Raw genomic sequence first — 26,208 nt, 5'->3', positions numbered from 1 at the left:
TGATGTGCCGAACTGTCCGCAAACCCGTAGAAACGCCGAGGGGCGAGACCCGGTAAGGTCCCGCCCCTCGGCGTATTCGCGCGTGTTGCGCGGCGATCGGTCGATCAGTAGCAGTGATTCGCCAGCCAGTAGGTGTACGCGCCCTGCAGCGAGCCGTAGCGCTGGTTGCAGTAGCCCACGAACCACTTGAACTGGGTCTGGTAGTTGGTGGCCCAGTCGGCGCCCGCGGAAGCCATCTTGCTGCCGGGCAGCGCCTGCGGCAGGCCATATGCGCCGGAGGAGGCGTTGGTGGCGTCCACGCGCCAGCCGGACTCGTGGTTGATGATGTAGACGGCGGCGGTGAAATCGGCTTCGGTGTAGCCGTTCGAAATCAGGTAGTCATGCGCCCAGGACTGCATTTCGGAAGCGGGGACCGTGGTGCCGAGACTGGAAGCCGCGCTGGAAGACGAAGAAGACGAGGAAGTGGAACCGGTGCCGACCAGCACGATCTGATCGGTCGGGGCTTCCTTGACGTACGAGGCGAACGTGGTGGAGGAGACGATCTTGCCACCGGCGCGGGTGACGAGGTTCGTGGCCTCCATCACGCCCTTCTTGCCTTCCTGCTGCACCTTCTCGGTGCCCTTCGGCAGCGCGTCGGTCTCCTTCTTCACGATGTTGAACGCGATATCGGAATCGGTGGTCTCCAGCGTCGCGCCCGCGCGTTCGATGGAAATCACGGTGGATTCGGTGACCTTGGTGGTCAGCGAGGGGGAGATGGTGTCTTCCGGCTCAAGCACGATATCGCCGGCATCCAGCACGGACTTGACATCGGTGAACTTGGTGCCAAGCACGGTACGGGACTTGCCGTTGATCTTGACGGTGACGTATGCGGTGCCGTCGACCGCGCCGCGCTGGCCTCCACGGGAGACCTCCTTGGACGCGTCGGTGGCGGAGAACGAAGTGGCCGTCATCTGCGGGGATGCGGAATCCTGATAGAAGTTATGGGAGACGACGCCTGCGCCTGCAAGCAACCCCACCGCACCCAGCACCGAGATGATGCGCGTCCACTGACGCTTGCTCAGGGATGCGAGAGTAGGGGTGTTTTTGCGATGTTTCGCCATCTTACTCCTTAACAATGAATGCGCCTCCATGGCACACAACCTTCCTCCATGATAGTCACAGAGAGGTACATGAGCATGAGACGCATATAAAAGGCGCGGAACGGCCGGCTGGAGGCAGCCGGCCGTTCCGCGGAAAACGCGATTAGTTCTCCTGATCCTCGACCTTGAGATTCTTGGCCTGTTCGATCAGATCATCCAGATCGGCGGCCTGCAGCGCGCCGGCCTGCTTGAAGACGATCTGCCCCTTCTTCACCACCATGAGGGTCGGGACCGCCTGGATGCCGGCGGCCTGGGCGAGATCCTGGCTGGCGTCGATGTCGATCTTCGCGAACACGATGTCGGCGTTCTCGGGCTTATTGCTGGCCGCCTCGTAAATCGGGCCGAACGCGCGGCACGGTCCGCACCACGTCGCCCAGAAATCGACGAAAACCAGCTCGTTGTCGGTGATGGTCCGCTCGAAATCGGCGGAGGAAACCTGAATGGTGGCCATTGAAAAACTCCTTTGCGCGTGGATAAGCCGTCTCCAGTGTCCCACAATACGCGGCGAAATCAACCATTGAGCGAGGGGCGAACACGCGGCGCACATGAAAACGCGCCATAATGAGACGTATGCCAGTGATGAATGATGAAGTGCCTGAGGAAGGCGATTTCGACGCAGGCCGCTCCCGCGGGGAATTCGATCATGTCACTCCCGAGGATTTCATCCGAGGGAACGGCCATGGCAATCCTCCGGGGTGGCTCGGATCCGATGAGATCAACCGCGTGCGCGGCGAAGTGCCCATCGCCTACGTATGCGTGGTGCCCGTACGCACGGACGAGTTCGGCCGCATCACGCGCATCGGCTCGCTGCTGCACGTCACCGACGACGGCTCCGTGGAACGCGCGCTCATCTCCGGTAGAGTGCTGTTCCACGAAACGCTGCGCGAAGCCATCGCACGCAACGTGTCCAAGGACTTGGGCGATATCGCCCTGCCGGTGCTGCCGATCAGCCCGCAGCCCTTCACCGTGGCCGAATTCTTCCCCACACCCGGCGTAAGCGAATACTTCGATCCGCGCCAGCACGCGATCGCGCTGTGCTACGTGGTGCCGATCGCCGGCGACTGCCACCCGCAGGACGAAACGCTCGACGTGGAATGGATCGATCCGCATGACGAGAGGATCGACGTGTTCCTGCAGCAAATGGGCAACTGCCACGGGCGCATCGTCCGGTCGGCGCTGCGCTGGGCGGGCATCTGACGTATCGTTTCGGCACGACGCCGGTCAACGACCACAAGGCCGAAGCGACGGCGAACGCCGGAACGGCGCAATACCGAAACGCTGAAGAATAGCGAAGAGAGTCGAAGAGAAAGAGACGACGAATGTTCGAAATCCACAACCGCGTGCTGCGCGAAGGCGACGGCACCAGCACGCCGCTGATCCTGGCGAACGCCTACCCGGTGGACGGACGCATGTGGGAGCGCTGCGCGGAACGCATCGCCGCGCTCGCCGACGAGGCCGGGCTGCCCGATTTCGCCATCTGGGCACCCGACATGCCGGGCTCCGGCCTGTCCCCGGCGCCCAGCGACGCGCAATCCGGCCGCCGCGCGGCCAACGGCTCCTACCCGGACGCGCTTGACCGCATGGCCGAATCGTATGTGGCCATGCTGCATGAAGCCGGGTACGGCAAAGCCGTCTGGGTTGGCCTTTCCATGGGTGGCTATCTGGTCACCGACCTGTACCGTCTCCACCCCGAAGCGGTGGCGGGCGTCGCGCTGTGCGACACCATGGCATCCAGCGACGGCGTCGGCGGCGAGGCGCGACTCGAAACATCCGACGCCTGCGAATCCACGGATTCGGTGCAGCCGGTCATGCACTTCGCCCAAGCCGGACCGAACGATTCCACGGTGAAGCGCTCGCAGGAGTTCATCGACCGCATGACCGCATGGATCGAGGAACAGAACCCGGCCGGGCTCGCATGGCGTCAGCGTATGACGTACGGCCGCCCCGAGTTGGCCGGCGTTCCGGAAAGCATGGACGTGCCGGTGGCGGTGGTGTCCGGCGAACTCGATCCGACCAGTAATCCTTCCGTCATGGGCCCTCTCGCCGAACGCATCGGCAGCAACGCGACTTTCACCGCCATCCCCGATTGCGGTCATTTCAGCGCCGTCGAACACCCGAACACGGTTGCGGCGGCCTTGGTCGATCTGATGAGAAGAGTGGGCTGAATCATGGCATTGAACCCGTTGGCGCTTACCCAGGTGCTTCCCTTCCTGCCTCTTGCGCAGGGCGATATCGACTATGAAACCGAACGTCGCGGCGAACCCGACCTGCTGCAGACGGTACTGGCCGAACCGGCCACCACGGTCATGCTGACCTGTGATGGGCGCGTGGCGGTGCCGCGTGGGCAGGGCGCGATGGCCGACTATGAGAACGCGTCGATGCGACTGGCCACGCTGCCCGGCGCCTACGCGGCGAAGGCCTTGGAGCGGCACCCGCAGGCAGTGGCCATGTTCCTCGGCGGGTATTCCGGCGCGAAGGGCGTGCGGCATGTGATCGCGGTGGATATCACGCGTGTCGTGGCCGCGAACGGTGACGACGATTGCAACAATGGGGACAGCGGTACCGTCGACGGGCAGCTTGCCGGCTACGGCAGGTCCACGCCGGGCAGTGCGGCGGGCCAAGGCGATGATGCGGCGGCAAACGGCGGCGCGGATCTGCTGCAGCAGGCGGAACACCGGTTCGACTGGGTGGATCTGCGTGGTTTCGCCCCGCATGCCAACGCCCGCGAGGCAGGTCAGGCCACCAGTGCGGTGGCGTTGAGCGTCTGGCATAACAGACAGCGGCACTGCCCGGCCTGCGGCGCTCCCGTCGAAGCGGCCATGGGCGGCTGGGCGCAGCGGTGCACGGAGGGGGAAAACTGCGGCAGACTGTTGTTCCCGCGCGTCGAACCGGCGGTGATCACGCTTGTGGTCGATTCCGCCGACCGCCTGCTGATCCAGCACAATGCGGCTTGGAACAACCCCACGCTGTATTCGGTTTCCGCCGGATTCGTGGAGGCGGGCGAGAACCTGGAACATGCGGTGCGCCGCGAGGCGAAAGAGGAAACCGGCATCACGCTGGGCGAAGTCAAGTATCTCGGCTCGCAGCCGTGGCCGTACCCCGCCTCGTTGATGGTGGCGTTCAAGGCGCACGCGCTCGGCACGGATGTTCATGTGGACGGTTCGGAAACGGTCGATGCGCAGTGGATGACCCGGGACGAGTACACGTCGGCCATCATCACAGGGCGCATCAGCGCGCCGGGCAAGGCGACCATAGCCCGTTACATGATCGAGCAGTGGCTGGGCCACGAGCTCGGATGAGATGGCGCAGCGGTTTTTTACCGTATTCGGAAGGCCTGAGATTCCAGCCATTCACGGCACCTGATGGGGTGACGTCGTCGTATAGTCGTTGAAAGTTGCGTCGAGAGAGAAAAAGAAAACAAGAACCAAGGACTACGACAATGGCGAAGAATACGGAGCAAGTGTACCTGCAGGATATGGCCGACACCACGGTCATCAATCCGGTGGGTGCGAACACCGTCCAGGGGGTCGGTGGATTAGGTGGCTTCCCTCCTTCCGAGCCCGATGATTTCCCGGGATTCCCCGCGGAAGGCGACGGTGGCGCGAAGAAGAAGTCTCATAAGGGACTGATCGTGCTGCTGGTCGCGATCGCGGTGCTGCTAGTCGCGATCATCGCGGTGTTCTTCACCGCACGCTGGCATTACGCCGATCGCGTGGCTCCGGGCGTGCGTTTCGGATCCGTCAAGGTGGTCGGCCAGGATCGCGCCGCGCTGACCTCCACGGTGAAGAAGGCGGTGGAGGATTCCTCCATCGTCGTCAAGGGCGACCACGACAGGCAGGTGTCCGCCACGCTGAAGAACCTCGGTGTGAGCGTGGACGTCAACAAGACGGTGGACGATCTGCTGTCCGCCAAGAAGTCCTCGAACATCCTGCAGGACATTTCCCGCCTGAACCCGTTCTCCCATGAGGACGTCAAGCTCTCAGCGAAGGTGAACACCTATGAGATGAGCAGTTTCCTGTCCTCCAAGCTGATCAGCGACGATGAACGCGCCGTGGCATCCTCCATCGCCTACGACGCGAACTCGCAGTCCTTCGTCGCCACCGAAGGCCGTGAAGGCGACGCTCCCGACGTGCAGCCGGTCAGCGAAGCCGTGGAACAGGCCATCAAGAATCCCGGCAACAACGCCACGGTGGAAATCACCAACAAGCAGGTCGACATGCCCATTACCTTGGAGACGGCGCAGAAAACCGCCGATGAGGCCAACCGTCGCCTGACCAACAAGATCGTCATTTCGAACGGCGACACCAAGCAGTTCGAAATTCCCGTGGACGAGGTCGCCAAGTGGATCAAGCCCAACGGCGACCCCTCGCAAGGCCAGATCACGCTTGACTACGATGCCGAAGCCATCAAGACGTATCTCGCCGCCGCAATGCCCGAACAACTCAATCAGGAGGCCGTCAATCAGGAGGATCTCGTCGACAACAACGGCACCGTCATCCTCGAAGCCGCCACGAAGGGCGTGAACGGACTGACCGTCAAGAACACCGACAACACCGCGGCGCAGGTGCTCTCCGCCCTCAAAACCGGTGACGGCGCCACCCTGCAGGCGGAATCCGACGTCAAGAAGTTCGAAACCAAGCAGAAGAAGAGCGAATGGCGCATCGTGGTGGACAAGTCCAGCCAAAGCGTCACCGTGTACCAGAACGAGCAGGCGGTCAAGACCTTCCCGGCCTGCACCGGTTCGAACATCCACGAGACGCCCAACGGCAACTACACCATCTGGCTCAGGTACGCCTCGCAGACCATGCGCGGCAACAACGACGACGGCACCCCGTACGTCTCCCCGGGCGTGAAGTGGGTGAGCTACTTCACGAAGAGCGGCGTGGCGTTCCACACCGCCTCCTGGAACTACACCGGCATCAAGATCGGCGACCCGGTCAACTACGGTTCGCACGGTTGCGTGAACATGTACGAGCAGGATTCGAAGTGGATCTACGAGCACTGCGGTGAGGGTACGCTGGTGCAGGTGATCGGCTCCCAGCCCTCCGGCGCGGTCCGCTGAGCGAACCGCAGGGCCGTCGAATCGTAACCCATCATCTGATAAGGGGAATAGGACATGAGCGAAGCACAGGATACGCCATTGAACCTTGACGTTCCGGATCATCTGGAATATTCGCAGGACCACGTGTGGATCGATCGTTCCGCGGATCCCGCGATGGTCGGCATCACCGAGTACGCGGCCGAACAGCTCGGCGAACTCGTGTACATCGACCTGCCTGAACCCGGCACGCATGTCGAAGCCGGTGACGAAGTGTTCGAACTCGAATCCTCCAAGGCCGTCGAACCGCTGATCGCCCCCGTATCCGGCACGATCCGCTACGTGAACCAGGCGGTGAGCGACGATCCCAGCGTCGTCAACGGCGATCCGTACGGCGAAGGCTGGCTGTTCAAAATCGAGCTTGAGGACGATGAGCCCGAACTGCTGACCGCCGAGGAATACGCGAAGGTTATTCGATGACCATGCCTGCAGGCACCCCGGATCAAAGATCCGACGATATGCCCACCGTGCCGATTCCGGCGCGTCACGCGGTCACGACCTTCGACGCCGCGTCCCCCAGGGAGCGTATCGAAGTCAAACCGCCTCTGGTGCGTGCCGCGCGCCGTGCGGTGACCGGCGCGTTCGGCGGGTGGGCGTATTTCGCCACGCATGCCGCGAAGAAGCTCGGCTGGTTCCCCCGCGTCAACCCCTACGTGGGGTATGGCACGGAGGAGTTCTCGCGTTTGATCTGCCGCACCGTATATGCGCCGGAACGCAGCGAATACGGGCGTGCGACGAGGGGCATCCGCGGCATGTTGACCGTTCCTGCGCCGCAGACGCAGGTGAAGATCCGCATCGACGAGACGCCGTTGGAAACCGTTCAGGTCGGCGATAGGGAAACCTACGACAAGCCCGGCAACAGCCCGGACATCGACAGCGAATACGCGCTCTCCGACCGTTCCGGTTATCTGGATCTGCTGGCCGACTATCATCTCGACCCGGGCGTGCACCAGGTCTCGTACCGCGTGAATGGCCGCAAACCGGTGAAATCGCGCCTGTACACCATTCCGTCCTCCGCGAAGATCGGCGTGATCAGCGACGTGGACGATACGGTGATGATCACCCAGGCGCCGGTGCTGTGGAAGGCCGCATGGAACCTGCTGTTCCTCGACCCGTTCAAGCGCAGTTCCGTGCCGGGCATGAGCGTGCTGTTCAACAAGATCGCCGATTTGTTCCCCGATGCGCCGTTCTTCTACCTGTCGACCTCGCCGTGGAACGTCGAAGGGTCGATCCGCCATTTCATCGCCGACCATGGGTTCCCCGAAGGGCCGCTGCTGCTGCGCGACCTCGACCCCAGGCCGAAAAGTTTCGTCCCCTCCGGGCCGCAGCACAAGCTTGAATTCGCCGAACAGCTCATGTCGGATTTCCCTGACATGAAGTTCATCCTCGTTGGTGACGACGGCCAGCGCGATCCGACCACGTACGCCACCATCGCCAAACGGTACCCGGGGCGCGTGCTCGCCATCGCCATCAGGCAGCTCACGCCGCGTGAAACCTCGCCGTTGGGCATGACCACCGGTCTGACCGCCACGCAACCCATGCCGGTCACCGACGTGCCGGTGTTCGTCGGCACGACCGGCGTGAACCTGATGAAAACCATGCTTCCGTATCTGGCCATGCATCTCGACCAGTAGCCGTGCCATGCGGTTGGCGGGACACGCCGGTGTCGGGGGGATTGCATTCCCGGCCGGCCGCCTCGGGGAGCCGCTACAATGGACGGCTATGACCGAAAGCGGGAACAGAGAAGTGCCGATGGCGAAGCAGGTGCCGTTCAGGCGTGAACATCACGGCGATACGTTCGTCGACCCCTATGAGTGGATGCGGGACAAGCAGTCGCAGGATGTCGGCGACTATGTGGCCGCCCAGAACCGCCTGTGCGAGGAACGCAACAAGCCGTTGGCGTCGTTGCGAGACACCCTGTTCGAGGAGTTCAAATCCCATGTGCAGGAAACCGACATGTCGGTACCGACGCGCATGGACGGCTACTGGTATTTCACCCGCACGCAGCAGGGCAAACAGTATGCGGTGCAGTGCCGTATGCCGATCGACGGGCCGGACGATTGGGACCCGCCACAGGTGAACGCCGAAGGCGAACCGGGCAGTATGCCGGGCGAGCAGATCGTATTCGACGCGAACCGCGAATCCGAAGGCCATGATTTCTTCCGCATCGGCGGCATGGATATCAGTAAGGACGGGCGCTGGATGCTGTACGGCGTGGACGTCGCCGGCGACGAACGCTACGATTTCCGCATCCGTGACCTGTCCACAGGCGAGGAATTGCCGGAAGTGTTCAAGGGCATTTCGGGGGCGTGCTTCACGCCGGACGCGCAATGGGTGTTCTACACCGTGCTCGACGACGCGTGGAGACCGTGCGCGGTGTTCCGCCATCGCGTGGGCACGCCGGTCGAATCCGACGTCGAAGTGTTCCGTGAGCAGGACGAGCGCTTCTGGGCCGGTGTCGGGCTCTCCTTCGACGAGCGCAGCATCGTGATCGGCACCGGTTCGAAAACCTCCACGGAGGTGCTCATGCTTCCGGTGGACGATCCGGAAGGCGAATTCCAGGCGTTCATCCCGCGCGAGGACGATGTGGAATACGATGTGAGCTTCGCCTGCTTCGAAGGCGCGGGGGAGAACGGGTCCGACATTCCGGTCGCAGTGGTGTACCACAACGCGCTGAACCCGAATTTCGAAATCGATGTCATCGACATGCGCGGGCATGAACCGCCGTACCGCCTGGGTGAGGGCGTATGCGTGGCCGCCGGTTCGCCTTACGGGTGCGAGCAGGGCGACGAGGTGGAGCCCGGCGCTTCCGCCAAACCCATCGGAGCGCCCTATTCGAACCCCGGAAACCCGGCGATTCTGCAGGGGGCGCACGGGTTGGGCATCGAAGGCATCGCCATCCACCGCAATTTCGTGACGATGTCGTACCGTGCGGAAAGCCTGCCGCATCTCGCGGTGATGACCAAGCGCGCCGCCGCCGAGGATTTCCTCGCGCACCGACCGTGGCGATTCACCGAACTCGTGCCTCCCGCGCTTGACGACGATTGGGATGTGGACGAATCCGTGGACGAGGTGAACGAGGAACGCGCCGCGGTCTGGAAGGCCGTGGGTGGCATGGAGGACGATACCGCCGGTCCCCATGCGGTGCGTGACGCCTCCGAGACGATCGACGATTTCGTGCGTGCCCAAGGCGACGGCAATGCGGTGCACGGCGCTTCCCGCAAGGCGATGACCTCGTCGGACGGCGCGACCGCCGACGCGATGCCGGGCGAGACGAGACGACTGTATTCCATCGGTGCGGGCGGCAACCCGTCGTATGACGCGCCGCGCATGCGTTACTCCTTCTCCAGCTACACCAGGCCGGGCGAACTGCATGACGTGGACCCTGCCACCGGCGAGGACCGTCTGCTCAAACGCGCCACGGTGCTCGGCGATTTCAATCCGCGCGATTACATGGAACGCCGCGTGTGGATCACGGCCCGCGACGGCGAACGCATCCCCGTCTCGCTGGTGTGGCGCAGGGATGTGCCGACCTGCGATTCCGCGATGTTCGTCACCGGGTATGGCGCCTACGAGATCAGCTCCGACCCCAGATTCTCTGTGGCGCGCATCAGCCTGCTCGACCGCGGCGTGCTGTACGCCGTGCCGCATATCCGTGGCGGCGGCGAGATGGGCCGTGCATGGTATGAGCAGGGCAGAAGACTGAACAAGAGGCACACGTTCGAGGATTTCGTGGACGCGACCGCCGCCCTGCAGAATGCGGGATTGGCGAATCCTTCGCGCACGGTGGCCGATGGCGGTTCCGCCGGTGGACTGCTCATGGGCGCGGTGGCGAATCTCGCGCCGGAGAGGTTCGCCGGTATCGAAGCGGACGTGCCGTTCGTGGACGCGCTGACTTCGATCCTCGACCCGTCGCTGCCGCTCACCGTCACCGAATGGGACGAGTGGGGCGACCCGCTGCACGATGCCGAGGTGTACCGGTACATGAAGTCGTACACGCCGTACGAGAACGCGCCGGAACGCCGGGACGACCCGCGCGTGAAGGTCTTCCCGAAGATCTTCATCACCACGTCGATGAACGACACCCGCGTGCTGTACGTGGAACCGCTGAAATGGCTTGCCCGCCTGCAAGGCGCGGGCGTCGACGCCATCGCCAAGATCGAGGTGGAGGCCGGGCACGGCGGCATTTCCGGCCGCTACAAGCAGTGGCGGGAGCTCGCCTACGAGAATGCCTGGTGTCTTGGTGTGATGGGTATCGCGCACTGATCGCGGCATATCCGTGCATGTCCACGAATTGAACGGCTTCGTGAGCGGCGGCAACGGGATGTGTAACGTCTCAGGCATGAGTGAAAACACCACATCGAAGAAGTACAAGATCGCCGTCATTCCCGGCGATGGCATTGGCAAGGAAGTGACTCCGTGGGCCCAGAAGGCTCTGGAGAAGGCCGCCGAAGGCGTGGCCGAATTCGAGTACGAGAAGTTCGATCTCGGTGCCGAGCGTTACCTGCGCGACGGTGCGATCCTGCCCGAGGATGAGGAGGAGCGCATCAAGAAGACCGACGCCATCCTGCTGGGTGCCGTCGGTGATCCACGCATCAAGGCCGGCATCCTGGAACGCGGCCTGCTGCTCAAGCTGCGTTTCGATCTGGACCAGTACGTCAACCTGCGTCCGTCCAAGCTGTACAAGGGCGTCACCTCGCCGCTCGCCAACCCGGGCGACATCGACTTCGTGGTCGTGCGTGAAGGCACCGAAGGTTTGTACTGCGGTGCCGGCGGCGCGGTCCGTCGCAACACCCCGAACGAGGTGGCCACCGAGGTCTCCATCAACACCGCCTACGGTGTCGAGCGTGTGGTGCGTTACGCTTTCCAGCTCGCCATGAAGCGCAGGAAGCACGTCACCCTGGTGCACAAGAAGAACGTGCTGGTCAACGCGGGCGACATGTGGCAGCGCATCGTCGACAAGGTGGCCGAGGAGTACCCCGAGGTCACGCACGACTACCTGCACATCGACGCGACCACCATCTTCCTGGTGTCCAACCCGTCTCGCTTCGACGTGATCCTGACCGACAACCTCTTCGGCGACATCCTTACCGATGAGGCCGGTGCGGTGGTCGGCGGCGTCGGATACTCCGCATCCGGCTGCATCAACGCCTCCGACGAATACCCGTCCATGTTCGAGCCGATCCACGGTTCCGCGCCGGATATCGCCGGCCAGAACAAGGCCAACCCGACCGCGGCCATCCTGTCCGCAGCCATGCTGCTCGAGCACCTCGGCTTCGATGAGGCCGCCGCGAAGATTCACGCCGCGGTGGAAGCCGATATCGAGGAACTCGGTTCGACCACGCGTTCCACCGATGAGGTGGGTCGCGACATTCTCGCACGCATGTGACATGTGACGCATACGTGGCGTGACGTTTAAGGCCCGCTTCGATTCCGCATATGGCGGAATGGGGCGGGTCTTCGTATACCGTGGACCGCGGCGTGGATGGTGCGGATGGCGCAGGCAGGACGATTGGTGCGTGAGAGCCGAGCGAAATGGCGGATTACGCGATGTGATAGACGGCATAGGGCGGCGAGCGACTGATGTTATAGTCGGTGCATGAGTGATTTCAACGATCCGGGTAACCCCGACAATCAGTTCTTCAACGGCGGCAACGGCGAGCCGTTCCAGTCCGGCAGCCAGCAGTATCAGCAGAATCCGTACACGCAGAATCCGTACACGCAGAATCCCCAGAATCCCCAGAATCCGCAAGGTCAGCAGTACGGTCAGCAGTACAGTCAGCCCTACGGTCAGCAGACCGCTTACAGACAGCCCCAACAACCACAGCAACCTCAACCACAGCAGCCTCAGGCGCAGCCGTACGGATGGCAGCAGAACACCTACGGCCAGCCACAGTACGCGCAATACCAGCAGCCGTACCAGCAGCCGAACCAGGCGGGCTATGGTCAGCAGACATACGACCAGTACGCGTACCGCCAGATGCCGAACCCGCAGCCCGCTCCTCAGAGCGTGTACGCGCCCGGGCAGAAGTCCAAGCTCGCGGCCGGGCTGCTGGGCATCTTCCTCGGCTCGCTCGGCGTGCACAACTTCTACCTCGGTAATACCGGCAAAGCCGTGGCCCAGCTGCTGTTGACCCTGCTCGGTTGGATTGTGCTCATCGGCCCCGCCATCGCGGGGATCTGGGGCCTGATCGAAGGCATTCTCATCCTGTGTTCCACCTATGGAAGCAGCTGGCATAGGGACGGCAACGGCATCGAGCTCAGGGATTGACGGCGCAGGCGGACGGCGGCATGTCGAACGTTATGCGAGGCGAATGCAAAACCCCCGGCGGCAAACTCGCCGGGGTTTCCATGGTGCGTGGCGACGGTGGTTCATGGCGTTGCCGCCTGGACGGCGATTTCTTCATCGACGGCAATGATATGGAGATTCGGACGGTCCTGAACCAGATCGAACGGACCATGGAGTGTTGTATTCCGGCGATTCTTGGCGATTCTGACGATTCCGACGCGAGCGGCGGCGCGGAAGCGAGGACTTCCGGAACGGAAACGCATGTGGAACATCGCGTGGAACATGTAATACGCGATGTGTTGGAAGACCATCCGGACGTACGGTTGCTGGGAGCCGATGCCCATGCCATAGCCACCGCGTTCATGCGGGCGTTCGTACATGGCGATGCGGGAACGCCACAGGCCGTGTTTGAGAGCGGACGCAAGCCCAACATGCTCGCCGGTGCGGGAACGGAAAACACGGGGGAGCGGGATGCGCAATGGCATGAACGTTGGCTACGGCTCGCCCCCGACGTGGTGCTCGATACGCCGCGCGACCCGCAGGAACAGATGGACACCGACGTGCGATGGGCGCGCGAAGTGGCCGAAGGACTGCGCAAACCGACCATGCGATTCTGGCAGTGGTCGGCACCCTGCGTGGTGATCGGCAGATTCCAGTCGATGCGCGACGAAGTGCATGAGGACGTGGCGCAAGAGGAGGGGCTGCGCATCGTACGCCGTTCGACGGGCGGCGGCGCCATGTTCATCGAACCCGGCAACACCATCACCTATTCGCTGTACGCGCCCACGGATTTCGCCGCAGGCATCGACATCGCGCATTCATACCGCCTCTGCGACGCGTGGCTCATCGACGCGCTGCGGGGATTGGGACTCGACGTACGTTTCTCCGGATTGAACGACATCGCCTCGCAATACGGCAAAATCGGTGGCGCCGCGCAACGCAGGTTCCCCGCCCCGCATGGAAACGCCGATGCCAAGGCACACGGTTCGATTCTCCACCACGTGACCCTCGCCTACGACATCGACGCCGAGAAAATGGGCCGCGTGCTCAACGTCTCCCAGGAGAAAATGCGCGACAAGGCGGTGCGGTCGGCGGTGAAACGCGTCGACCCGCTGAAACGGCAGACGGGAATGGGGCGCGACGAACTCGTCGATTATCTCATGCGTTCGCTGCTGGCATACACGCGGTGAGCGCGGCGGCCCGCGGCACTACGCGCACGGGGGCACCCTCAGCGCGGAGATATTGCAGGAAGCGCGTTAGAATATGACGGATGGTTGCGAAACCGACCGACCAAGGGCGGTTCAAGGAAGGGGTGCAAGGTGTCGGACAAGCCGAACGCGATGCCGGAGCAGGAGAACATCCTGTTCCACACCGCCCTATTCGAGCAGGTGTCGCCGGAACAGGCCAAAGGGCTGATCGAGCATCTCAACAGGGGAACATACGACAAGGGCGACGTCATCTTCCAACAGGGCGCGACCGACCACCGCATGTATTTCCTGGAATCGGGAAGGGTCAAGCTGATCCGCGAATCGTCCGACCACCGCGTGCAGCTGCTGTCCATCCACGCGCCGGGGGAGATGCTCGGCGAAATCCCCGTGTTCGACCCGAAAGGCGGGCCCAGAACCGCTTCCGCACTGGCGATGCATGACGGCACGAACGTGGTCTGGCTGGAACGCGAAGTGCTGTTCCATTGGCTCGACGAACACCCCAAGGTCGCGGTGGACATGCTGCAGGTACTGGCGGGAAGAATGCGCGACAACAACGAACGCATCTCCGACCTGGTATTCAAGGACGTTCCCGCACGTCTGGCGAAAACCTTGATCAACCTCGCCTCCCGCTTCGGCGAACCGGTCGAAGCCGGTCTGAAAGTGCCGCACGACCTGACCCAGGAGGAAATGGCGCAGCTGGTCGGTTCGAGCCGCGAAACCGTGAACAAGGCGCTGATGGATTTCGCGAACCGCGGCTGGATCGCGCGTGACGGACGTTCCATCATCATCTACCAGCCGGGCATGCTGATTCGGCGCTCGCGAAGATAGCGAAGATGAAAAAACGAATGTTCCGCGCAAGCGGACGATGGCATTGCCGAAGACAAACGTTTGCGATGTCGGAACGTGAACAGCACCGTTCACGCCCCCCCATCTGGACGCGGGTTGCGCGTCGGCTGGATGAACGCTGAACGTTGGAATACCGGCATTATGACGCAAATATGTAAGTTGCGTGCACATTCCGCGCAAGCGTTCCGCATTTGAGCTCGCGGCCGTGGGAGCGGTACAGTCGCCCCTATAGTATGGGCACCATGCCGAAAAAGAACTCCCTGACACTTCGTCGCGTGCTCTCATTGCTGTTGACCTACGTCATGCTGTGCGTGGGCGGCGGCGTGCTCGTGGCCGCGTTGTTCGCGCCGGGCGTATTCCTTGCGAATGAGACCGCCAAAGCCGTGGTGCCTTCCCTGAAAGTCGAAGGCGTTGATTTTGATGTGACGTCGTTGCCCCAGAAGTCCGTGATGTACGCTTCGGACGGCAAGACGAAAATAGCCGAATTCTATGCAGATAACCGTACCGTCGTCCCGCTGAAGAAGATCTCCAAGCCGATGCGCCAAGCCGTGGTCGCGCGTGAGGATCGTCGTTTCTTCCAACATCACGGCGTCGACGTCCAAGGCGTGATGCGCGCCTTCGTCCAGACCTTCGTGAAGAAGGGCAGTATGCAGGGCGGTTCGTCGCTGACCCAGCAGTATGTGAAGAACGTGCTGTCCATGCAGGCGAGGGAAAGCGGCGACTCCATCGCCCAGTACCACGCCTCCGAACAGACCATCGCGCGTAAGGTGCGCGAGATGCTCATCGCAGTGCAGATGGAAAAGAAGTACACCAAGTACGAGATCCTGCAGGGCTATCTGAACATCGCCCAGTTCGGAAACCACAACCTGTACGGCGTGGAAAGCGCCGCGAAACGCTACTTCAACACCACCGCGGCGAAACTGAACATCGGCCAGGCCGCCACCATCGCCGCCATCACGAAGAACCCGGCAAGATACGATCCCTCCGAGGAAGGCAACCTGAAGGAGGCGCAGAAGCAGCGCGACATCGTGCTCGACCTGATGTTGCAGGAAGGCTACATCTCCCAGAAGCAGCATGATGACGCCCAGAGCATCCCGCTCAAGGACATGCTCGACATCCAGAACGTCGACTCCGGCTGTCAGGTGGCCGGCGACGCCGCGTTCTTCTGCGACTACGTGACCCGCCAGATCCTGAAGAACAAGGAGTTCGGCGAAACCGAGGCGGAACGCAACAAGCTGCTGAGGGAGGGCGGTCTGACCATCGTCACCACGATGGACGTGCATGCGAATGCGGCGGCCATGAGCGCCGCACGCGAAACCATCCCGCCGGATGATCCCTCCGGTTTCGAAGTCGCGATCGCCGCGGTCAGACCGGGGACCGGCGAAGTGCTCGCCTTCGGTCTGAACCGAACCTACGACGCCACCGATCTGGCCAAAACCGATTCCACACGTACCGCCGTGAACTATGCCGTCGACGAGGCCGATGGCGGCGGCTGGGGCTTCCAGGTGGGTTCGACATGGAAGCCGATCAACCTTGTCGCCTGGATGCAGAAGGGCAAGCCGATCAATCAGGTGCTGCGTACGTCCACGGTGTACAACATCGCCAACTTCAGCTGCAACGGGTACGGCTTCTCCGGCAGCTGGTCGGTGCAGAACTCCGGTGGCGGCACGGTGGCCAACGAAACCCCGTTGCAGGGTTTGGTCATGTCCCACAACACCACCCAAGGTGCCATGGCGCAGCAGATCGGCCTGTGCTCCATCGCGGACGCGGCCAAATCCATGGGCTACCACAACTCCATCCAGGGCAAGGAGGACGTGTACGATTCGAACTCCTTCCAGGCTCCTATGACCATCGGCGCCGTGCAGGCCTCGCCGCTGACCATGGCGAACGTGTACGCCACCATCGCCGCGAACGGTGTGGAATGCACCCCGATCGCCATCACCAAGATGACCGACCAGCGCGGCAAGTCCTATAAGGTGCCGTCCGCGAACTGCCATCAGGCCATCGATCCGCAGATCGCCCAGACGACCGCATACGCGATCAATCAGGGCGTGACGACGCCTGGCGGCAACGCGACCGACGCCCAGTTGTCAGGTAACCGCAAGACCTTCGCCAAGACGGGTACCAACGAAGACACGTACATGCTGACGGCGGGCTTTGTCCCGCAGGTTTCGGCCTTCGTGGCCGTGGGTAACGCGGAAAGCCCGCAGTCGTTCAATTACAGGACGATCAACGGCCAGACCCATGCCACGTGGTACGGCATGTATGTCGCCGAGCCCGCATGGAAGAAGTTCATGCAGACCTATCTGGACACCGCGAAGATCCCCATCGACAATAATTACGGCAATGCGGATCCGAAGTACCTGACGGGTACCGGTTCGAAGACCGGGTCGAGCGTCATTTCGAGCGGCGGCGTGACCTACAACAGGAGCACCACCACGAACAACGGCACGACCACCAACAACGGCACCACGAACAACGGCACCGCCAACAATGGAACCACCGATAACGGTGCGACCACGAACAACGGCGGTACCACGGACAACAACGCCGCGAACAACAACACCAACGCCGGAAACTGATCCGGGAACCGGCATACAGGCAAGGGTTTCGCCCGCCATGCACGATCGCATGGCGGGCGAAACCCGTATAGGGGCCGTTCGATACAATGAATGCGGACCATCGCACGGCAGCAAGGAGGGCGCATGGCTGAGGAATTGGATTTCGATTTTCGGGGATTCGGCAACACGGACGTTCGCAAAGATCCCGCGGCGCAGACGGGCGCTTCGGCAAAACCCGGCAAGAACGGCAAAACCGATAAAACCGATAAGAACGGCAAGGATGCCAAGTCCGGGAAAACCGGCAAGTCCGGCAAGGGCGATAAGCCCGATAAGCGCAAAGGCGACAAGGACAAGCATCGCAAGGACGGCAAGGCCAAGGACCACAAGGCCAAGGATCACGGCAAGCATGCCGGCAAGCCGGCGCTTTTCGAGCCGATGACGCTGCGCGGCCTGACCGTCCGCAACCGCGTCTGGCTGCCCCCGATGGACACCTATTCCGTGTTCGAATGCGACGGCAAGCCCACGCAATTCCACTACCAGCATTATGTTTCCCGCGCATTGGGCGGATTCGGCATGGTCATCGTCGAAGCCACCGCGGTCTGCCCGGAAGGCCGCATCTCGCCGCATGACGTCGGCCTGTGGGAGGACGGCCAGATCGACTCCTGGCGTTGGATCGCGGAAGGCATCAAGGAGACCGGCGCCACGGCGGCCATCCAGCTCAACCATGCCGGTCGCAAGGGGTCCACCGGATGTTTCGGCCTCGGCTATATCGCCAACACCGTGCCCGAAGAGGCCGGCGGATGGCCCACCGTCGCCCCGAGCGAAGTCGCCTACGGGCGGTACGCCACGCCTCGTGCGCTGAGCGTGGACGAGATCCACGGCATCACCTGGGCGTTCGCGGCGGCCGCACGCCGTGCCGTGGAAGCCGGATTCCAAGCCATCGAAATCCATGCCGCGCACGGCTACCTGATCTCGCAGTTCCTCGACCCGCTGAGCAACGTGCGCGAGGACGAGTACGGCGGAAACTTCGAAGGTCGTATCCGCTTTCTGGTGGAGACGGTGGACGCGGTCCGCAGCGTCATCCCCGGCGACATGCCGCTGCTGGTGCGCGTTTCCGCCACCGATTGGGCGGCCGGCGGCTGGGATCTCGACCAGACTGTGGCGCTGGCGAAGGTGCTCAAGGATCATGACGTCGACCTGGTGGACGTGTCCACCGGTGGCATCGTCTCCGGCGTTTCCGTACCCGTCAAACCGAAATATCAGGTGCCGTTCGCACAGCAGGTGCGCTCCCGCGCCGACGTTCCCGTCACCGCTGTCGGTCTGATCACCAAGCCCAAGGAAGCGGAGCGTATCCTTGAGAAAGGTGAAGCGGACGCCGTGGAGATCGGACGCGCCGCGCTGCGTGACCCGTACTGGCCGCTGCGCGCCGCGTACAAGCTCGGCGTACCGAAGGCCGAAGCCCCGTACCCGTCGCCGTACGTGCGTGGGGCCTACGGAACCGGCGTACACTGACGTGTGCCACCGCATTGCGAAAGGACGACTATGAGCTACGTTTCCGAAAGCTTCTGGCATGATGCCGTGAACAAGGCCACCACGGACCTGTTCACCTTCGGCTATAAGAACATCATCAAACCGAATTTCGTGTTCAACGTGCCGCCGGACCAGGCGCATGACAATATGATCACGTTCTGCAAGGTCACCAAGCGCGTGCCGCCGCTGATGTGGGCATGTCGCGAGATGCTCAACTACACCGACCCGGTGCTGGAGACCGAAGTCATGGGCGTGAAGTTCACCAACCCGTTCGGCCTGTCCGCCGGCTTGGACAAGAACTGCGAGATGCCGGTCCTGATGGACAATGTGGGCTTCGGTTTCGAGACGGTGGGTTCCACCACGTCCCGCCCGTGCCCGGGCAATCCGAAGCCGTGGTTCCACAGGCTCCCGGAATACGATTCGATGATGGTGCATGTCGGCCTGGCCAACATGGGCTCCGACAAGGTGATCGACCGTGCCGAGCAGGCGTGGACGAACGCCCGTGACATGCAGGTCTCCGTGTCGATCGCCCGCACCAACGACGACAAGGTCGGCGATATGGACGAGGGCATCGAGGATTACTGCATTTCGATGCGTCGTGCGGCGGGCCGTACTGCCATGGTCGAAGTGAACGTCTCCTGCCCGAACACCACGGCCGGCGAACCGTTCACCGAAAAACCGGAGAACCTCGACAGACTCTTCTCCGCGCTGGATGAGATCGACCGCCCGCAGCCCACGCTGGTGAAGCTGCCGTTGAACAAGTCGTGGGGCGAACTGCATGAACTGCTCGATGTTCTCGCCGAGCATAACGTGCAAGGCGTGTCGCTGGCCAATCTGCAGAAGGATCGCACCGGTATGGAGATTCCGCGCGATTGGGAGGGTGGCCTTTCCGGCGGCCCGTGCACGAAGGCGTCCGAGGCGCTGGTGGCGCAGGTGCGCCGCACGTACGGCGACCGTTTCGCCATCGCGGGCATCGGCGGCGTGTTCACCCCGGAGCAGGCGTACGCGAAGATCCGCGCGGGTGCCGATCTGGTGATGTTCATCTCCGCCCTGATGTACCGCGGTCCGCAGCAGATCACCGTGCTCAAGCGCGGCCTGGCGCAGCTGCTCAAGCGCGACGGCTTCGAGCATGTGGCCGATGCGGTGGGAGCCGATCTGTAAACGGACGCTCCGGCGAAACAGCACATAATCCGACATGAAAACGTACAAGCTGTTTTGATTAATGGTGTATTGCGTGCGATAATGTGCACATGATTTCGTCACAGCGTCAACACCTGATCCTTAGCCGTCTGCGCACCCGCGGTGCCGTCCGCATCACGGCACTGAGCAAGGAACTTGGCGTTTCCGCGATGACCGTTCGACGCGACATCGCGGAACTCGCCGACAAAGGCCTGCTCAAGCGGGTGCACGGCGGCGCGGTCACCACCAGCACGCTGCTGAGCGAACCCCTGTTCTCCGTCAAATCGCAGATGGACATCGGGCTGAAAGACGCCATCGCGCAAAAAGCCGTAAGCTACGTGTCGCCCGGCGACGTGATCGCCATCGGCGGCGGCACCACCGCCTACGTATTCGCTCAACACCTGCTCGAAAGCCAGCAGGCGAGCGGCATCACCATCCTCACCAACTCGATCCCCGTGGCGGAACTCGTACAGGCGCTCGAATCGAAAGACGTCGAAGTCATCGTCACCGGCGGCGTGATCACCCGATCCAACTCGCTCGTCGGCCCCATCGCCGACAAAGTGATCGCATCACTGCGCGTCAACACCGTATTCCTGGGAACACACTCCGTCTCAATCCCCAGAGGCTTCCTGATGCCGAACTCGCTCGAAGCCGCCACCGACATGGCAATGATGGACATCGCCGACCGCACCATCATCCTCACCGACCACACAAAGTGGAGCTGCACGTCGCTCTCGCTGTTCGCCAGATTCGAACAGGTGGACACGGTGATCACCGACGACGGCCTCGACCCCGAAACCGCGGCGAAAACCCGCGAACTGGTGAACGAACTCGTATTGGCCAAGCAGATCGAACCCTCCACCGAGGAAACCTCCGACATCCGCGAATAAACGGCCAAGCCGCCACCCGCCACTGAACGACGAACGCCGAACTGGCGAACGTCGAACAGACGAACGGTCGAGTGCGCCCGGGCGGCACCGCACGACGCCAGCGCCGCCGCTCAAACTTCCTTCGAACGCTTCCGCCGTTTGACCACAGCCATCCTCGACTCGATGGCCTTCAACTCCCGCTCGCCATCACCCCATTCATCAAGCGTGGACTGCGCCTCGCCAATGAACGCGGCGCAATACATCAGAATCTGCGCAATGAAACTGAACCAGATCAGCACGCCGATGAACATGCTGAACGGAGCCAACAACGGATTCGACGTCGCACCGCCCAACAGACGGCTCCCCAACAGCTGAAGCACGGAAATCGACAAGCCGCCGATCAAACAGACGAAAACAATCAGCCGCCTATCGCAACGAATACGCGCCACAAAACAGAACATCAACGCGATCAGCAGAACATTCAACACCAAACCGATCGTGAACGCGGAAAGATCAAGCAACACCGAATTCGTGATCGCGGTATTGGTACCCCTCAACATATTGAACCGCTGCAGCAGATTGACGATACGCCGCACAATACCACCCGAAACCACGCCGGCGATACTGGAAACGATAAACAGCAACGCCACCAGAATGAACGCGACACCATCCCACAAGCGAATCTGAAACGGGTCGAAAAACGGTTTCGGATCATCCATCATCGTCCACGCGGCATTACGCCACGCATCAAGACAACACAACACCTTCCACACGAAAATGCAGAACGTCAGCACGCCGGTCCACGTCATGGTGAAAGAAACGCCGCTCACCATGGAATCGGTGATGCTCAACCCCGGAATCGCATGTTCAAGCGAAGAAACAAGCCAATCCAACAAAGCGATGTTCTTGGTGAAGAACAACGCGACAACGGCGAACACCGTCCAAATGCCCGAGAAAAACGCGAACAGCAGATTGTAAGCCATGCCGTTGGCGAGCGTCCCGCCGTTACGACGGCCATAACGGCTGATGATGCGCCCGGGAAACGTATTGTTCCAAAACACGAACGCGTGGTCGATCAGCGTCAATATCCGCGTTATCTTGCTACCCATGACTCCACTGTAGAGGAGATTCGCCCGCAACCCGGGAATGCCTCGCCGTCGAAACGCGACACGCCCAAGCAGCTTACGAAGCAATCGTAATCATGATAGCGTGACCGATGTTTTCGAAAACCGCATGGCATAGCCGATACCAATCAGCATGACATGCGGTTTTTCTTTGCCGCGAAACCGAAGCGTCACTACAGCAGAGCTGTTTCGTTGGCACAAGTACCGAGTGAATAACGCGCGGATTGTGCCAATGAAGGAACGATAGGACGGGCACGAGCGCGCATTGAGAGAAAACAGAGGTCACGTTGTCCGAACATCAGACAACCCCCGCAGTCAGTGAAACTGCACGCGTAAACAAGAATTCCGAACACAATATCGCATCCAACGGCGCGCACGGCGCCATGCAGCAGCCCCGCTTCGAACACCCCCACAAAGTAATGCTCGGCCTGTATATCGGCGCATTCCTCGGCATGCTGTCGGAAACATCCATGAACATCGCGCTGCCCGACCTATGCACGGCATTCGACATCACCACAGGCACAGCGCAATGGATGGTGGTCGGCTACATGCTCGCCATCGGCGTGATCCTGCCCTGCGTAGGCTTCCTGCTCAAATGGATCAAAGCGAAAGCCCTCGTACTAATCGCACTCGCATGCTTCCTCGTGGGATCGGTGATGTCTGCCGCGGCACCGATCTTCCCGCTGGTACTGGCCGGACGCATCATCCAAGGCATCGGCACAGGCATCGTGCTGCCGACCATGTACGCCGCCATCATGCGCGTCTTCCCGCCGAAGAAAATCGGCGCGGCCAACGGCGTCGCCGGACTGGTCATCATGTTCGCGCCAGTCATCGGACCCACCCTGTCCGGCCTCATGATCGGCGCATTCTCCTGGCGTGCGATCTTCATACTATTCGCCATCGTCGCCGTCATCGCGATCATCTGCACCGCGGCGTTCTTCATCACCCCGATCGAAACGACGCATCCGAAGATCGACATGCCGTCCGTCATCGCCTCCATCATCGGCTTCGGCTGCCTCGTGGCAGGCGTGAGCCTGGTAGCCGACATGGGCTTCTCCGCCCTGGTCATCGCCCTACTGGCAATCGGCATACTCGTCATCGCATACTACGCCTACCGTCAGCTGCACATCGGCAACCCCGTACTTGACCTGCGCGCGCTCGGCATCGCGACCTTCCGCATCCCGGCGCTGATGGTGACCTGCTCGTTCGCCTGCACGCTGGCGATCATGTACCTCGCCCCGCAGGAACTGCAGCGCGGACTTGGCCTCAGCACCTCCACGGCAGGCATGCTGATGCTCGCCGGCGGCGTGGTCAACGCCGTCTGCTCCTTCGCATCAGGCCGCATGTACGACAAGGTCGGAGCCCGGCCGCTCGTATGGGGCGGCATCGTATTGGCGTTCATCGGTTCGCTGCTGTTCCTCGCCATCGGCGTCGACACCGCGCCGGCCTTCTTCGTGCTCGCACACGTCGTATTTATGATCGGCATTCCGCTCATGCAGCAATCCGCACAATCCGCCGCGCTGAAAGGTCTGCCCAGGGAACTCGCCGCCGACGGATCCACCATCCTCAACACCATGCAGCAGGTCGTGGGCGCGATCGGCACGTCCGTGGCGACCTGCCTGCTGGGCTTGGGAACCGGCGCGACCGAAGCGCAAGGATTCGTCGCAGGCTCCCGATACGGCTACATATTCGGCCTGGTGCTGATCGTGCTCGTGGCGGTGCTGTCGCTCTTCCTGAAAGAGGAGCGCGCGCACCGGTAAACGCCGGGCATACCGGGCGGCGCTTTTCGATACCGGATAGCGCCAACCGGCAACGGGCATGGGATATAAGGGCGAGACGACGGGCAATGCGCTCGGCGCCTCGCCCTTATTCCGCTATGGCCTCATCGCGACACGGAATCCAGCAAACGTTTGACGCCGCACGGGCATGAAGCGCGGCGTCTCAACATGTAACGCGAAAGCGGCAAAAAAGCGCGCTTTGGCGCGTGCCTTTCCTATACTTGGGGGCACGTCCGGCAATTCGCCGAGGCGGTAACTGGATATTCGCACCTAACGATTAGGGAGTTCCATGAACAAGGCAATCATCACCGTCGTCGGTCAGGACACTGTCGGCATCATCGCACGCGTCTGCACCTATCTTTCCGCGCACAAGGTCAACGTACTCGACATTTCGCAGACCATCATCGACGGTTTCTTCAACATGATGATGATTGTGGACTACTCCAACGCCGACGAGGAATTCGGCACCGTCGTCGACGATCTCGACAAGCTCGGCGAGGAGATCGGCGTGCGCATCCGCTGCCAGCGTGAAGAGATCTTCACCAAGATGCACCGCGTCTGAGCCGCACGCCAGGCAAGTAACCGAATCTTCGAATCCGAGCAACCATAAGGAAGAACCATGCTGAATATCATGGAGGTCCACGAGACCAACAAGATGATCGAGCAGGAGAAGCTCGACGTGCGCACCATCACCATGGGCATCAGCCTGCTGGACTGCGCCGCCGACAGCGTCGACGAGGTCTGCGAGAACATCTACAACAAGATCACCACCTATGCCAAGGATCTCGTATCCACCGGCCAGGCCATCGAACGCGACTACGGCATCCCGATCGTCAACAAGCGCATCACCGTCACCCCGATCTCGCTGGTCGGCGCAAGCTCTTGCAAGAGCTCCGAGGATTTCGTCAAGATCGCGCACGCACTCGACCGCGCGGCCAAGAAGGTCGGCGTCGACCTGATCGGCGGCTACTCCGCGCTCGTGTCCAAGTCCATGACCCCGGCCGAGGAGATGCTCATACGCTCCCTGCCGCAGGCGCTTTCCGAAACCGACATCGTGTGCTCCTCCGTGAACGTGGGCTCCACCAAGACCGGCATCGACATGAACTCCGTCGAACTGCTCGGCCACATCATCAAGGACATCGCGCACGCCACCGCCGACAACGACTCCTACGGCTGCGTGAAATTCGTGGCGTTCTGCAACGCCCCCGACGACAATCCGTTCATGGCCGGCGGCTTCCACGGCGTGACCGAAGGCGATGCCGTGATCAACGTCGGCGTTTCCGGCCCGGGCGTGGTCTCCCGTGCATTGGACGAGGCCAAGGGCAAGGACTTCGAGTTCCTGTGCGAAACCATCAAGCGCACTGCGTTCAAGATCACGCGCGTCGGCCAGCTGGTGGCTCAGGAAGCCTCCCGTCGCCTTGGCATACCGTTCGGCATCATCGATCTCTCGCTCGCCCCGACCCCGGCCGTGGGTGATTCCGTCGGCGAAGTGCTGGAGAAGATCGGCCTCGAACAGGTCGGAGCTCCGGGCACCACCGCGGCGCTCGCCATGCTCAACGACCAGGTGAAGAAGGGCGGCATCATGGCGTCCTCCTACGTGGGCGGCCTGTCCGGCGCGTTCATCCCGGTTTCCGAAGACAAGAACATGATCGATGCGGCCACCAACGGCTGCCTGAAGATCGAAAAGCTTGAGGCCATGACCTGCGTATGCTCCGTCGGTCTTGACATGATCGCCATCCCCGGCGACACCACCGCATCCACCATTTCCGGCATCATCGCCGACGAGGCCGCCATTGGCATGGTCAACCAGAAGACCACCGCCGTGCGCGTGATTCCGGTGGAAGGCAAGGGCGTGGGCGAGATGGCCAACTTCGGCGGCCTGATGGGCTATGCGCCGATCATTCCGGTGAACCAGACCAGTTGCGAGGCCTTCGTGACCCGTGGCGGCCGCATTCCGGCGCCGATCCACTCCTTCAAGAACTAGCGCATCTTCACGCATGAGTGCATTGCTTCGGCCCCTCCGCGGAGGGGCCGTTGTGTTTGTGTTTGTGTTTGTGTTTGTGTTTGCGTGTGGATGTGGATATGGGATACGCGCTTGGTGGGGGAGTGCGGATTCCAGGCATGTGGATTGTGGCGGGCATGTGACTGTAGGCGTGCGACTGCAGGCATGTGGTTGCGAGCATGCGGCCGTGCGTGCCAAGGAGCGTGGATTCTCAGGAAACTCGCAGAAAAACATGGTGGTTCCTGAAGGTTGGGGAGGTTAACTGTGTCTCAGCTGCAAAAAGCCCCGAACCGCAAGGTTCCCGATAATTGAATCCCCTTCTTCTCTCTTCTCTCTCTAAAGCCCGGAGGTTGTCGCCTCCGGGCTTTTCTGTTGATTGCATATTTTCTTGATGCAGCTGGTTTATTCGTCTGTTTCCGTTTTGCCTGGCCGGATGGTCGCGGCGCGCGCGATCCGCAGGAGCTCTCCCTCCCAGCGTTCCGCGGCCCTGGGGCGCCGGCCGGGCCGGGCCGCGTCCAGGCACAGCATGACGGCCAGCCCGCCCGTCAGGGGCGCGAGCAGCGCGACCGTCAGGCACGAGCCGTT

At 62.0% G+C, this 26,208-nt stretch carries 21 protein-coding genes and 1 pseudogene; 18 read left to right on the top strand and 4 right to left on the bottom strand.

The annotated features are described in order from the left end of the window. Positions 1 to 104 precede the first annotated feature (104 nt). Together KIH75_RS06135 and trxA are read right to left on the bottom strand one after the other, a co-directional pair. Positions 105 to 1,100 carry an aggregation-promoting factor C-terminal-like domain-containing protein gene (locus tag KIH75_RS06135; RefSeq protein WP_219055885.1) on the bottom strand — a complete coding sequence of 332 codons (996 nt, stop codon included), beginning with the start codon at positions 1,098 to 1,100 and terminating at the stop codon, positions 105 to 107. A gap of 142 nt (positions 1,101 to 1,242) precedes the next feature. Further along, positions 1,243 to 1,590 carry a thioredoxin gene (gene trxA, locus KIH75_RS06130; RefSeq protein WP_219055884.1) on the bottom strand — a complete coding sequence of 116 codons (348 nt, stop codon included), beginning with the start codon at positions 1,588 to 1,590 and terminating at the stop codon, positions 1,243 to 1,245. 128 nt (positions 1,591 to 1,718) lie between these two features. Here trxA and KIH75_RS06125 point away from each other — a divergent pair, with 128 nt between their 5' ends. From KIH75_RS06125 to KIH75_RS06055, 15 genes are all read left to right on the top strand, one after another. Beyond that, complete coding sequence (locus KIH75_RS06125) at positions 1,719 to 2,336, top strand: DUF4916 domain-containing protein (RefSeq protein ID WP_219055909.1); 618 nt, start codon at positions 1,719 to 1,721, stop codon at positions 2,334 to 2,336. A 122-nt stretch (positions 2,337 to 2,458) separates the two neighbouring features. Next, positions 2,459 to 3,304: an alpha/beta fold hydrolase gene (locus KIH75_RS06120; protein ID WP_219055883.1), complete on the top strand. Its 846-nt coding sequence runs from the start codon at positions 2,459 to 2,461 to the stop codon at positions 3,302 to 3,304. Between the two features lie 3 nt (positions 3,305 to 3,307). After that, positions 3,308 to 4,438, top strand: a complete 1,131-nt coding sequence (nudC, locus tag KIH75_RS06115; protein ID WP_219055882.1) for an NAD(+) diphosphatase — start codon at positions 3,308 to 3,310, stop codon at positions 4,436 to 4,438. A gap of 140 nt (positions 4,439 to 4,578) precedes the next feature. Beyond that, a complete protein-coding gene (locus KIH75_RS06110; protein ID WP_219055881.1) occupies positions 4,579 to 6,201 on the top strand; it encodes a L,D-transpeptidase in 1,623 nt (540 codons plus the stop codon). Positions 6,202 to 6,255: 54 nt separating this feature from the next. Then, on the top strand, positions 6,256 to 6,657 hold the full coding sequence (gene gcvH, locus KIH75_RS06105; RefSeq protein ID WP_219055880.1) for a glycine cleavage system protein GcvH: 402 nt from the start codon (positions 6,256 to 6,258) through the stop codon (positions 6,655 to 6,657). Beyond that, positions 6,654 to 7,871, top strand: coding sequence for an App1 family protein (locus KIH75_RS06100; RefSeq protein WP_236028083.1), 1,218 nt, complete (start codon positions 6,654 to 6,656; stop codon positions 7,869 to 7,871). Before gcvH ends, KIH75_RS06100 begins: the two co-directional genes overlap by 4 nt. A gap of 88 nt (positions 7,872 to 7,959) precedes the next feature. After that, complete coding sequence (locus KIH75_RS06095) at positions 7,960 to 10,503, top strand: S9 family peptidase (protein WP_219055879.1); 2,544 nt, start codon at positions 7,960 to 7,962, stop codon at positions 10,501 to 10,503. Between the two features lie 76 nt (positions 10,504 to 10,579). Further along, complete coding sequence (locus KIH75_RS06090) at positions 10,580 to 11,626, top strand: 3-isopropylmalate dehydrogenase (protein WP_033522276.1); 1,047 nt, start codon at positions 10,580 to 10,582, stop codon at positions 11,624 to 11,626. A 210-nt stretch (positions 11,627 to 11,836) separates the two neighbouring features. Beyond that, on the top strand, positions 11,837 to 12,508 hold the full coding sequence (locus KIH75_RS06085) for a TM2 domain-containing protein (RefSeq protein ID WP_219055878.1): 672 nt from the start codon (positions 11,837 to 11,839) through the stop codon (positions 12,506 to 12,508). A 20-nt stretch (positions 12,509 to 12,528) separates the two neighbouring features. Beyond that, positions 12,529 to 13,716 carry a lipoate--protein ligase family protein gene (locus KIH75_RS06080; protein ID WP_219055877.1) on the top strand — a complete coding sequence of 396 codons (1,188 nt, stop codon included), beginning with the start codon at positions 12,529 to 12,531 and terminating at the stop codon, positions 13,714 to 13,716. Between the two features lie 150 nt (positions 13,717 to 13,866). Next, positions 13,867 to 14,562, top strand: coding sequence for a Crp/Fnr family transcriptional regulator (locus KIH75_RS06075; RefSeq protein WP_219055907.1), 696 nt, complete (start codon positions 13,867 to 13,869; stop codon positions 14,560 to 14,562). 260 nt (positions 14,563 to 14,822) lie between these two features. Beyond that, positions 14,823 to 17,162: a transglycosylase domain-containing protein gene (locus KIH75_RS06070; RefSeq protein WP_236028082.1), complete on the top strand. Its 2,340-nt coding sequence runs from the start codon at positions 14,823 to 14,825 to the stop codon at positions 17,160 to 17,162. Positions 17,163 to 17,285: 123 nt separating this feature from the next. Next, a complete protein-coding gene (locus KIH75_RS06065; RefSeq protein ID WP_219055876.1) occupies positions 17,286 to 18,653 on the top strand; it encodes an NADH:flavin oxidoreductase/NADH oxidase in 1,368 nt (455 codons plus the stop codon). A gap of 30 nt (positions 18,654 to 18,683) precedes the next feature. Next, a complete protein-coding gene (locus KIH75_RS06060; RefSeq protein WP_219055875.1) occupies positions 18,684 to 19,832 on the top strand; it encodes a quinone-dependent dihydroorotate dehydrogenase in 1,149 nt (382 codons plus the stop codon). An 89-nt stretch (positions 19,833 to 19,921) separates the two neighbouring features. After that, positions 19,922 to 20,740, top strand: coding sequence for a DeoR/GlpR family DNA-binding transcription regulator (locus KIH75_RS06055; protein WP_219055874.1), 819 nt, complete (start codon positions 19,922 to 19,924; stop codon positions 20,738 to 20,740). Between the two features lie 110 nt (positions 20,741 to 20,850). On the opposite strand, the gene KIH75_RS06050 is transcribed toward KIH75_RS06055, so the two are convergent. Beyond that, on the bottom strand, positions 20,851 to 21,828 hold the full coding sequence (locus tag KIH75_RS06050; RefSeq protein WP_219055873.1) for a YihY/virulence factor BrkB family protein: 978 nt from the start codon (positions 21,826 to 21,828) through the stop codon (positions 20,851 to 20,853). 398 nt (positions 21,829 to 22,226) lie between these two features. Here KIH75_RS06050 and KIH75_RS06045 point away from each other — a divergent pair, with 398 nt between their 5' ends. The 3 genes from KIH75_RS06045 to KIH75_RS06035 all read left to right on the top strand — a co-directional run bounded on the left by KIH75_RS06045 (position 22,227) and on the right by KIH75_RS06035 (position 25,605). After that, positions 22,227 to 23,603 (top strand): MFS transporter, encoded by a 1,377-nt coding sequence (locus KIH75_RS06045; protein ID WP_236028081.1) that lies wholly within the window; start codon positions 22,227 to 22,229, stop codon positions 23,601 to 23,603. Between the two features lie 307 nt (positions 23,604 to 23,910). After that, the gene (locus KIH75_RS06040; protein WP_003827114.1) at positions 23,911 to 24,183 is read left to right on the top strand and encodes an ACT domain-containing protein; all 273 of its coding nucleotides are present in this window, start codon (positions 23,911 to 23,913) and stop codon (positions 24,181 to 24,183) included. 57 nt (positions 24,184 to 24,240) lie between these two features. Continuing rightward, positions 24,241 to 25,605, top strand: a complete 1,365-nt coding sequence (locus KIH75_RS06035) for a PFL family protein (RefSeq protein ID WP_070122717.1) — start codon at positions 24,241 to 24,243, stop codon at positions 25,603 to 25,605. A 420-nt stretch (positions 25,606 to 26,025) separates the two neighbouring features. Here KIH75_RS06035 and KIH75_RS06030 read toward each other — a convergent pair. Beyond that, positions 26,026 to 26,208: pseudogene (locus tag KIH75_RS06030) on the bottom strand (hypothetical protein); the annotation flags it as partial.

Source organism: Bifidobacterium pongonis, assembly GCF_019331805.1.
Classification (GTDB): Bacteria; Actinomycetota; Actinomycetes; order Actinomycetales; family Bifidobacteriaceae; genus Bifidobacterium; species Bifidobacterium pongonis.
This window is presented reverse-complemented; position numbering and strand designations above follow the sequence as displayed.